This is a genomic window from Candidatus Thiosymbion oneisti (assembly GCF_900092655.1).
Classification (GTDB): Bacteria; Pseudomonadota; Gammaproteobacteria; order Chromatiales; family Chromatiaceae; genus Thiosymbion; species Thiosymbion oneisti.
Map to the genome: position 1 here is coordinate 1 of NZ_FLUY01001618.1, position 9428 is coordinate 9428.

The window sequence follows — 9428 nt, forward strand, 5'->3', positions numbered from 1 at the left end:
AAAGCGCAGCGCATCCCGCCTTGCGGTGGGATGCGGCCAGGCTCCCTGCGGGACGGCGCCTGGCCTTTCCCACCCTACGCGGGCTTGACCGATACCATCAAACGCTACGTCCAGGTCTATAATCAACACATTCCCCAAAAAGCGTTAGGCCACATACCACCCCTTCAGGCGATGAAGAACTGGTATAAAAAACAGCCAAACCTGTTCAAAAAACGTGTCTATAATCTGACGGGACTTGACAACTAAGAAGTGGGGTAACTGACATGCCGGTAATCGAAAGAACCTTTTCCACGCTTGAAGAGGTAGAGCGGTGGGTAGCGAAGAAAAAGCCTACGAGCCACCCAAGTTCCATACGCCTCATTATGGAAGACCCAACGACCAAAGATCCGGCCGATGAGTTCATTGAAAACATCGATTCAATCGCGGTCGATATGGGGCCGCCGGATTTAGCGGAGCAACATGATCACTATCTATATGGTATTCCGAAACACAAATGAAATCAGTGTATATAGATACGGCTGCGTTACTGGCGCTTAGTCATAAACGGGATAATTTTCACGACAGGGCAATTTCTGTTTATCGGTCGCTTCGAGATGACAAAGTAAGACTTGTCACCACTAATGCCGTCGTTATGGAAGTCGGAAATGCTTGTAGTCCACCGGCGTTTAGAACGGTTTTTACAGAAATAATCCACATGATCGATACTTCAGAGTATTGGGAATATGTCATCGTTGACAAAAGGATAATGGATGCAGCACAGGATTTGTTTGCGCGGCGTATAGACAAGGCTTGGAGTTTGGTGGACTGTATCGGCATGAATGTAGCCCAATGCCATTAAGTTAAGCCTCAAAGCCCCTCTCCCGGCGGGAGAGGGGTTGGGGAGAGGGCGAAAAAAACAGCGCGCGATCAATCACAAACGGTGTCGGTGACGCTTAACTTAATGACATTGGAATGTAGCCAGGTCGGTAGGTGCCGATCAGATATTTACCACGGATAGACACTTTGTGCAGGCGGGTTTTGAGATATTATTGACACCATAACCTTCGCTGCGCCCATTGAAAATGCCGGAGAGGGGCACATGATAATGCCCGATCGCGCGCGTCCCATCGCTGTCTTCGTCTCTTTCTCAGGGCACGGCGGGGTAGAGCGGATGGTCGTGAATCTGATCCGCGGCTTGGTGGCGCTGGGCCGGCAGGTGGATCTGGTCCTGGTGCGCACCGAGGGTCCTCACCTCGAACGCCTGCCGCGGCAGGTGAATCGAGTGCATCTGGGCACCCGGCATACCTTCGCGGCGGTGCCGGCACTGGCCCGCTATCTGCGCCGATACCGCCCCGCCGCCCTGCTGGCGGTGAAGGATCGGGCCGGGCGCGCGGCGGTCCTGGCCCGGTGGCTGGCGGGCACCGACACCCGGATCCTCATGCGCCTAGGCACCAATGTCTCCACGGCCATGGCGGGCAAGACCGCCGGCGCGCGCTGGTTGCGCTTCTGGCCGATCCGCTGGCTCTATCCACGGATAGATCGGATCCTGGCGGTCTCCGCCGGGGTCGCCGACGATACCGCCCGCATCGCCGGAATCGCGCGTACAGGCATCCAGGTCATCCCCAACCCTGTGATTACGCCGGAGCTCCCCGGATTGGCCGCCGCGCCCTGCGACCATGCTTGGTTCCGACCCGGCCAGCCGCCGGTCATCGTCGGCGCCGGCCGCTTACAGCGCCAGAAGGACTTCCCGACCCTGATCCGGGCCTTCGCCCAGGTCCGTAAAGGGCGCCCTTGTCGGCTGGTCATCCTGGGCGAAGGCAACGGACGGGCGCAGCTCCAGGCCCTGAGCGCGGAGCTGGGAATCGCCGCCGACCTGGATCTGATCGGCTTTCGGGCCAACCCCTATCCCTTCCTGGCCCGCGCGGATCTGTTCGTGCTCTCGTCCCGGTGGGAGGGCTCTCCCAATGTGCTCACGGAGGCCCTGGCCTTGGGCACCCCGGTGGTGGCGACGGACTGCCCCAGCGGCCCCCATGAGCTGCTGGACGGCGGCAGGTACGGGGCCCTGGTCCCGGTCGGAGACGCCCAGGCCATGGCCCAGGCCATGGCCGAGACCCTGGACCATCCGCTGCCGCCGGAGATGCTCAAGGCCGCGGTTGCCGAATACACCCAGGCCAAGAGCGCCGACCGGTATTTGGAGGTATTGGAAGCGGGGGTTACCGGGAAACCCGGATAGTCACGATCCCGTTACAACAGGAACCAGTCGAACACCCGCCTCCTGATATGGAGGTTCAACCCTTCGATAATTTGCATCATGTCATGGTGCATCAGATCGGAGTTAAACTTCATTCCGGGAAACGGATTTTGAATCTCTGCATCATAGCGTTGGTCATGATCTACCTTGGATAATGCCGAACGGTGCTTCTCTTGAGACATGAACTCCAGAAAATATGCGTAGTGCTTGAGCAACCTCGAAACGGCCATCTTTTGAGAATCCCCGGTGACCTTTGCAATACGCAAGATCGGGGGAAGCGAGAAATTTTCCAGAAGCCCTTCAAAATACCGGGCTTCTCCCCCTGTATACTCTTGCGCCAAAGATACAACTGATAACATACAAGAAAAATACCAAATCTTTCTGGTATGACGCAGCTTGAGGTTGCGTGTACACCAATCCTTCGATTGAACGTCGACCTTCGCTTTGTATTCGATGCATAAGGTTCGGAAGTAACGGGCCAAATCATTACACAGCGAGAGCACATGGCGACCGCGGGTCCGCTCCGACTCGGCATAGGCCTCGAGTATCTTTTCCCGAACCTTTCGAATAGGATATCCTCCCCCTACCTGAGTACTCTCCAGCAAGATGAGTATACGTTTCGTCAGTGCCTGGCTATCGTCTTCGTCACCGCCTATCGTATCCGGATCCGTCAGCCTTGCTATATCTACGAATCTGGTTAGATCTTTGCCCTCTGAAACCTTTATCCCGAGATCATTCGATATCCGTTCGCGCAAGGCCCTGTCATGCCTTTCAAAGTCCACCGTTGTGGTCTTTGAACTAAGCACAGGTATGATATCGAGATCGGAAGCCTCCAGCGCCTCCTGCCGTCCTACCGAGCCGACAGCTACCAGGCAGATGTTCGCATGATTAAGGCGGTGCTCTTTAAGGTACTCTTCCACGCACCTTTGCGTATCAGCGCACAGTTGGCTGCAATGATCTTGCGCCCGGATATACGTTTTAAACGTTCGCGCATCCAAATAGCTTTCAAGATTCTTTATTTGCATGATTAAACTACCGACAGGGGCTCCCTCGAAAGTGCTTTCCCAAGCGTGCTGAGATGGCGCAAGTCATCGGGAAGCTTCTTGATTTTCGGGGGAGATACGGAATAGCGCAACGGTGCCTTGTATCTCAATTGTTTGTCTGCCTCAGGAAGCTCTGAGCCCATCAACCTGTCAAAGATATCGGCTTCACGCAGCTGTAGGGATTCAGCGAGGGAAATCCCCGCGAAAGCATTCAGCACGACTGCCCCCCAGCGGGATTCCCATGAAATCGTATCAGGATGGTTGATAAAGCGCTCATAAATATATGCCTTCTTTCTCCAAAAGCGGAGTATCACATCAGAAAGATCGCGACGAATCATAGCGTCAAACAGCATATCTCGTTCAATTGTTCCCACTACAGCGTTCGGGTGGGGAACCTCTACGCCAAACACCACACCGCAGCGCCATATGCCTTCTAAGGTATCTGGGGTTATAGGGGACATAATGATTTGACGAAGCAGCCTTAGCTCGTCGTCCGGAAGCGACGCGTCGCCGGCGAAAAGGCTAATCAGAATATCGCTCTCAATCCCGATTTCCCGTAGCATTTTTCCCAAATGAAACTCTCTCGGTACGCGCTGCGAATCCGTGATCATGCCTGCACGCAGCTCACGGGAATTTATTGAGGTTAGTATCGAGAAGGCCGCTTCCGTTGTGTGGGACAAGGGCCAGGTTCCTAGGTCGTGGAGCAACCCCCAAGCAATCGCGTAACGCTGCGTATCCTCGGATAGTGCTAATCGGCGGCTAAGGTCCAGGAGAATCAGAGCAACTCCGAGACTGTGCTCCGCCCTGGTTCCATCATCACATACCGGCACTGTGGGTGACTTGCGCGGACGCAATGATGAAGGACGCTGTTCGCTGTAGGGTGTGCACGGTGAGAGTAATCCCAAAAACCTTATGTCCTCAAGACGCCGAAAAGCATGGGACTCAAGTAATGGGCCTGCAACTTCACTCACCTCGTCGATTCTATTTCCCCAGCTAGCGGGCATGACAGAAGGATCTTTGTTGGATTTTTCCGCGGTTGCGATCATGAGAGGTCATGCGTGTTCAAGACACGCCGGCAGGCAGCGCACCGTGGGCGATGTAACTGTCAGCGTAACTTCGATGCCGGATAAAAGATACGTAAACGGGGTCTATGTGCTGATGGAAATCATCTCAGTTCGGCGATATACGCACCTTAAGTCTTATTCCCTGACTTTTCGCTCCGAATCAGGGTCCCCACGCCTTCGTCCGTAAACAGGTCCAGCAGGAGCGCATGTTCCACGCGGCCATCGATGATGTGGGCGGAGCGCACGCCCGCATGGACCGCGTCCAGGGCGCATTTTATCTTGGGCAACATGCCGCCGGTGATGACGCCCTGCCGGATCAGGCCAGCGACGGCTTCCGCGTCCAGCTCGCTGATGAGCGCGCCGGAGGCATCGAGCAGCCCCGGCGTATTGGTCAGCAACAGGAGCTTTTCCGCCCCCAGCACTTCCGCCATCTTGCCGGCGACCAGGTCCGCGTTGATGTTGTAGGAGGAGCCGTCTGCGCCGACGCCGATGGGGGCGATGACGGGGATGAACTCACCCCGGATCAGCATATTGACGACGCTCGCGTCGATCCGCTCTACCTCGCCCACATGGCCGAGATCCAGGATCTCCGTGGCCTTCAGTTCCGGTGCGTCGTGGTGCAGGCGCAGCTTACGGGCGTGGATCAGGTCCCCGTCCTTGCCTGTCAGACCCACGGCCGCGCCGCCGTGCCGATTGATGAGATTGACGATCTCTTTGTTGACCAGACCGCCCAGTACCATTTCGACTACGTCCATGGTCTCGCTGTCGGTAACCCGCATGCCCTGCACGAACTCGCTGTCCTTGCCCAAGCGTTGGAGCAGGTTCCCGATCTGGGGACCACCGCCGTGCACCACTACCGGGTCGATGCCCACCAGCTTCATCAGCACCAGGTCGCGGGCGAAGCCTTGCTTGAGGGATTGCTCGACCATGGCATTGCCGCCGTACTTGACGACCATGGTCTTGCCGCGAAAACGCCGTATATAGGGCAGGGCCTCGATAAGTACCTGGGCGATCTTGTGGGCGCGTGCGATGGCAACTGACATCTCGATTGCTCTCTTACGTTCTCTCACAGATTAAAAACGAAACAATCTGTGAATATATTCATCATCTATGGACAAAAAAGACCATCTGATCTTTTACGACCGATTTGCGTTGATTCGCGTTCATTTGCGGCAAAAAAAGGATTCCCGATCGAAGACCAAACTGTTGTTATTGGTACTTCGGCACTGTATCGAGGTCCTGATAAGGGCTTCGGATACCGCCCGGATCAGCGGCGCCCGGTATGGCCGAACCCACCGTCACCGCGCTCGGAGTCGGTAAAATCGGTGACGATCTGCAGGTCTGCGTGCAGGACCGGGACCAGCACCAGCTGGGCGATCCGCTCACCGACCGCGATGCGGAACCGAGTGTGGCCCCGATTCCAACAGGAGACGTATAGCGGCCCCTGGTAGTCGGAATCGATCAGACCGACCAGGTTGCCCAGGACGATTCCGTGCTTATGTCCCAATCCCGAGCGCGGCAGGATCAGGGCCGCAATACCCGGTTCGGCGATATGGATCGCCATGCCGGTGGGAATCAGCTCGCACCGTCCGGGGTCCAGATCCAGCGGTCCGTCAAGCATCGCCCGCAGGTCCAGGCCCGCGGAACCTGCGGTAGCGTACTCCGGCAAGGGGTAGTCCCGACCCAGCCGGGCATCAAGAATCTTGACTTGGAGCCTGTGCAAGGTAGCGCTCCACGATCAGGTCGGCCAGGGCATCCGCCAGCCGGGCCTTGGGGCTGAGGGGCAGCGATCGGCGCCCGCCGGGCCACAACACCAGCAGGGCGTTTTCCGCGCGGTCGAACCCGCCGGTTTCGCCGCCGACCAGATTGGCCGCGATCATGTCCAGTCCCTTAGCCGTGAGCTTGGTACGCGCATGCGCCTCCAGGTCTTGAGTCTCAGCGGCGAAGCCGACGGTGAAGGGACCCTGGACCAGGGCGGCGACCTGGGCCAGGATGTCCGGGTTCTTGACCAGGCGCAGGTTCAGCTCTGTTTGGTCCTTTTTGATCTTCTGCCGCGCCGGCGCTTGCGGCCGGTAGTCGGAGACCGCCGCCGCGGCGACGAAGAGGTCGCAGTCTCCGATCCGCGCCATCACCGCCGCCTCCATCTCCAATGCCGACTCCACGGGCACCAGTTCCACCCCGTGGGGCGCGGCTAAGGCGCTCGGTCCGCTGACCACGACCACCTCGGCACCGCGGGCGGCGAGGGACCCGGCCAGTGCGTACCCCATGTGGCCGGAGCTGCGGTTGCTGATGTAACGGACCGGGTCCAGGGCCTCCCGGGTGGGGCCTGCGGTAATCAGGACCCGCCTTCCCGCGAGCCGCGGGCCGATGCCGGACGAGAGGGTGCCGAGTGCCAGGGCATCCAGGATCTCGTCGGGCTCCAGCATGCGTCCGGGGCCCTGTTCACCACAGGCCTGATCGCCCTGGGCCGGTCCCAGGATACGCACCCCCCGGTCCTGCAACCGGGCCAAATTCTCCTGGGTCGCCGGATGGCGCCACATGCGATGATTCATGGCCGGGGCCAGGACCAGCGGCGCTGTGGTGGCCAGGGCGAGGGTGGTCAGCAGATCGTCGGCCAGACCGGCGGCCAGGCGCGCCATGAGGTCGGCGGTCGCGGGCGCCACCAGTACCAGGTCCGCCCAGCGCGCGAGCTCGATGTGGTCCATCCCCGCCTCCGCGCCCGGATCCAGGAGGTCGCAACGTACCTCGTGGCCGGAAAGCGCTTGCAGCGTCAGCGGCGTCATGAAGGATCGGGCCGCGGCCGTCATGACCACGCGGACCTCGGCCCCACGCTCACCCAGGCGTCGCACCAGTTCGGCCGCTTTGTAGGCCGCAATCCCGCCACTCACGCCCAACAATACCTTGATGCTCACGGGACAAAAAGCGGTGGACATGCTTGTTTTTTCTGCCGAGGGCCTTGCGACCGATTGTAGCGCAAACGGCGATATCTTGAGTGGGGGGGGCTTCCCCGCTCATAATCCCTACAAAAAGCCATTTGTGGGGGAGGAAGCAGGGGATGTCGATTACGGAATGGCCCGAGGAAGAGCGGCCCCGGGAGAAGTTGTTGTCCCGCGGCGCCCAGGCCCTTACCGACGCCGAGCTGTTGGCGATCTTTCTCCGCACCGGGGTCTCGGGAAAGAGCGCGGTGGATCTGGCCCGGGACCTGCTCGCGGAGCTGGGAGGACTCAAGGGCCTGTTCGGCGCGGACGAGAAGGGCTTTTGCAGGCTCAAGGGCCTGGGTAAGGCAAAGTACGCCCAGCTGCAGGCCATGCTGGCCTTGAGCCGCCGTTATCTGGAGGAGGAGATCAAGGATCGGGATCTGTTGACCAGCCCGGAAACGACCCGCGCCTATCTCAAGGCCCAGCTGTACCACCATGCGCGCGAGGTCTTCGCCTGCGTCTTTCTCGACAACCGCCACCGCGTGATCCGCTGCGAAGAGCTCTTCCAGGGCACCATCGACGGCGCCAATGTGCATCCGCGTGAAGTCGTGCGTCGCGCCCTGGAGCTGCACGCGTCCGCCGTTATCTTCGCCCACAACCACCCCTCGGGCGTCACCGAGGCGAGCCAGGCGGACCTGCGGATTACCCAACGCTTGAAGGATGCCCTTGCCTTGGTGGAGGTGCGGGTGCTCGATCATTTCATCGTCGGCGAAGGGGATGCCGCATCCCTGGCCGAGCAGGGGCTGTTGTAGCGCAGGAACAATCCGGTGACCAATACCGCGGAACAAGCCAAGCTCGGCGTTGACGATTATCTGGCGGGCGAGGAGATCGCGCCGCTCAAGCATGAGTATGTCGCCGGTGAGGTCTTTGCGATGGCCGGCGCCGGCGAGGCCCATGTCACCGTCGCGCTCAACCTGGCCTCTATGCTGCGCAACCACGTCCGCGGCGGCCCCTGCCGGGTCTATATCTCGGATATGAAGGTGCGGGTCGAGCAGGCGGACGCCTTCTACTACCCGGATGTATTCGTTACCTGCGATCCCGCCGACGGCCGGGAGAAGCGATTCAAGCGTAATCCGATACTGATCGTCGAGGTACTGTCCGACTCCACCGCCGCCTTCGACCGCGGGGCCAAGTTTGCCCATTACCGGCAGCTCGATTCGCTGTTGGAATATGTGCTCATCGAACCGGAACGGCCGCTCGTTGATATCTTCCGCCGCAACGCCGAGGGGGGCTGGGTCCTGCACCCGGTTGCCGAGGGTGGAGAGTTGGTATTCGCCGCCATTGACTTCCGTTGCCCGGTAGCCGCGGTTTATGAAGACGTGGCACTCGGTTGACGGCATTTCAGCAACCCTGAATAATTCGGCGCTGTTTGGGGGACCGGACTATCCCTGCACAGTTACCAACTCCGGGCCGAAAATCGGGATGCCTACAGGTCGCTATGAGCATATAGTACTGGTTAATAAGCGAGAGGAAACCGCGCACATGGCCACGAACACCAGCATTTCCTTAAGCGGGTATTTTGCAGGGTTCATCGCACGGCAGATCGAGAATGGTCGTTACGGTTCCACCGGTGAGGTGATTTACGCCGGTCTGCGCTTGCTCGAAGAACGCGAACGGAGGCTCGAAACCCTGCGCCAAGCCCTCATCGAAGGGGAAGCAAGCGGCGAGGATTCACCGCTCGATATGCACCAAATCCGGCGTGCAGCGCGGGAAGAAGCGGGGTTGGATGCGTGAATCCGCATCATTTCGAGTGCTGCATGCACGGATGGACTCAGATCTCTACTTGTAGAACCCTGGAATAGGTAAAAAAGAAACGGCTCTTTATGGATTCCGGACTGCTTTGGAGTGCGCCGGCAAAGCGGCGCGGCCGCATCGAACCTCAGTCACGGGGGATACCAGCGGCGTTGGCCGGGAATCCGGGCACTTAGGTTCTACCCGCGCCACGGCGACGGCGCTTTCCCCTGGCCGCAACACCTTTGTTGGGAACGGATACCTCGCCAAATCCAAAGCGGCGGCAGGATTGTGCCACTTGCCGCCCCCCCGCTTATGCCTGGCGCTGTAGGTTCCGGTAAGCATCGGGGTCAGGTTGCCGCCGCACTCCAAAACGTCCGGT

At 59.3% G+C, this 9428-nt stretch carries 11 protein-coding genes and 1 pseudogene; 7 read left to right on the plus strand and 5 right to left on the minus strand.

Annotation, left to right across the window (positions count from 1 at the left end; translation table 11 throughout):
* The 4 genes and pseudogenes from BQ17_RS23535 to BQ17_RS16465 all read left to right on the plus strand — a co-directional run.
* Positions 1 to 246 (plus strand): annotated as a pseudogene (locus BQ17_RS23535) (hypothetical protein); the annotation flags it as partial.
* Positions 247 to 263: 17 nt separating this feature from the next.
* Complete coding sequence (locus BQ17_RS16455) at positions 264 to 497, plus strand: hypothetical protein (RefSeq protein WP_089728898.1); 234 nt, start codon at positions 264 to 266, stop codon at positions 495 to 497.
* Positions 494 to 838 (plus strand): type II toxin-antitoxin system VapC family toxin, encoded by a 345-nt coding sequence (locus tag BQ17_RS16460; RefSeq protein WP_089728900.1) that lies wholly within the window; start codon positions 494 to 496, stop codon positions 836 to 838. Before BQ17_RS16455 ends, BQ17_RS16460 begins: the two co-directional genes overlap by 4 nt.
* Positions 839 to 1084: 246 nt before the next feature.
* Positions 1085 to 2212 (plus strand): glycosyltransferase, encoded by a 1128-nt coding sequence (locus tag BQ17_RS16465; protein WP_256091645.1) that lies wholly within the window; start codon positions 1085 to 1087, stop codon positions 2210 to 2212.
* Positions 2213 to 2223: 11 nt separating this feature from the next.
* On the opposite strand, the gene BQ17_RS16470 is transcribed toward BQ17_RS16465, so the two are convergent.
* The 5 genes from BQ17_RS16470 to coaBC all read right to left on the minus strand — a co-directional run bounded on the left by BQ17_RS16470 (position 2224) and on the right by coaBC (position 7270).
* Entirely contained in the window at positions 2224 to 3255 is a 1032-nt protein-coding gene (locus BQ17_RS16470) for a DUF294 nucleotidyltransferase-like domain-containing protein (RefSeq protein WP_089728902.1), read from the minus strand.
* A gap of 2 nt (positions 3256 to 3257) precedes the next feature.
* Positions 3258 to 4319 carry an HD domain-containing protein gene (locus tag BQ17_RS16475; protein WP_089728904.1) on the minus strand — a complete coding sequence of 354 codons (1062 nt, stop codon included), beginning with the start codon at positions 4317 to 4319 and terminating at the stop codon, positions 3258 to 3260.
* A 146-nt stretch (positions 4320 to 4465) separates the two neighbouring features.
* Positions 4466 to 5380 carry an acetylglutamate kinase gene (gene argB, locus BQ17_RS16480; RefSeq protein WP_089728906.1) on the minus strand — a complete coding sequence of 305 codons (915 nt, stop codon included), beginning with the start codon at positions 5378 to 5380 and terminating at the stop codon, positions 4466 to 4468.
* 224 nt (positions 5381 to 5604) lie between these two features.
* Positions 5605 to 6060, minus strand: coding sequence for a dUTP diphosphatase (dut, locus tag BQ17_RS16485; protein WP_089728908.1), 456 nt, complete (start codon positions 6058 to 6060; stop codon positions 5605 to 5607).
* A complete protein-coding gene (gene coaBC / locus BQ17_RS16490; protein ID WP_089728910.1) occupies positions 6032 to 7270 on the minus strand; it encodes a bifunctional phosphopantothenoylcysteine decarboxylase/phosphopantothenate--cysteine ligase CoaBC in 1239 nt (412 codons plus the stop codon). Before coaBC ends, dut begins: the two co-directional genes overlap by 29 nt.
* 122 nt (positions 7271 to 7392) lie before the next feature.
* On the opposite strand from coaBC, the gene radC reads away from it, so the two are divergent.
* The 3 genes from radC to BQ17_RS16505 all read left to right on the plus strand — a co-directional run bounded on the left by radC (position 7393) and on the right by BQ17_RS16505 (position 9049).
* A complete protein-coding gene (radC, locus tag BQ17_RS16495) occupies positions 7393 to 8067 on the plus strand; it encodes a RadC family protein (protein WP_089728912.1) in 675 nt (224 codons plus the stop codon).
* 15 nt (positions 8068 to 8082) lie between these two features.
* Positions 8083 to 8649, plus strand: a complete 567-nt coding sequence (locus BQ17_RS16500) for a Uma2 family endonuclease (RefSeq protein ID WP_089728915.1) — start codon at positions 8083 to 8085, stop codon at positions 8647 to 8649.
* Positions 8650 to 8797: 148 nt separating this feature from the next.
* Positions 8798 to 9049 (plus strand): type II toxin-antitoxin system ParD family antitoxin, encoded by a 252-nt coding sequence (locus BQ17_RS16505; RefSeq protein ID WP_089728917.1) that lies wholly within the window; start codon positions 8798 to 8800, stop codon positions 9047 to 9049.
* Positions 9050 to 9428: the final 379 nt, after the last annotated feature.

Bases quoted from the DNA above. Each gene is read 5' to 3' on its own strand.
- BQ17_RS16455 (WP_089728898.1), top strand. From the start codon at position 264: ATGCCGGTAATCGAAAGAACCTTTTCCACGCTTGAAGAGGTAGAGCGG.
- BQ17_RS16460 (WP_089728900.1), top strand. From the start codon at position 494: ATGAAATCAGTGTATATAGATACGGCTGCGTTACTGGCGCTTAGTCAT.
- BQ17_RS16465 (WP_256091645.1), top strand. From the start codon at position 1,085: ATGCCCGATCGCGCGCGTCCCATCGCTGTCTTCGTCTCTTTCTCAGGG.
- BQ17_RS16470 (WP_089728902.1), bottom strand. From the start codon at position 3,255: ATGCAAATAAAGAATCTTGAAAGCTATTTGGATGCGCGAACGTTTAAA.
- BQ17_RS16475 (WP_089728904.1), bottom strand. From the start codon at position 4,319: ATGATCGCAACCGCGGAAAAATCCAACAAAGATCCTTCTGTCATGCCC.
- argB (WP_089728906.1), bottom strand. From the start codon at position 5,380: ATGTCAGTTGCCATCGCACGCGCCCACAAGATCGCCCAGGTACTTATC.
- coaBC (WP_089728910.1), bottom strand. From the start codon at position 7,270: ATGTCCACCGCTTTTTGTCCCGTGAGCATCAAGGTATTGTTGGGCGTG.
- radC (WP_089728912.1), top strand. From the start codon at position 7,393: ATGTCGATTACGGAATGGCCCGAGGAAGAGCGGCCCCGGGAGAAGTTG.
- BQ17_RS16505 (WP_089728917.1), top strand. From the start codon at position 8,798: ATGGCCACGAACACCAGCATTTCCTTAAGCGGGTATTTTGCAGGGTTC.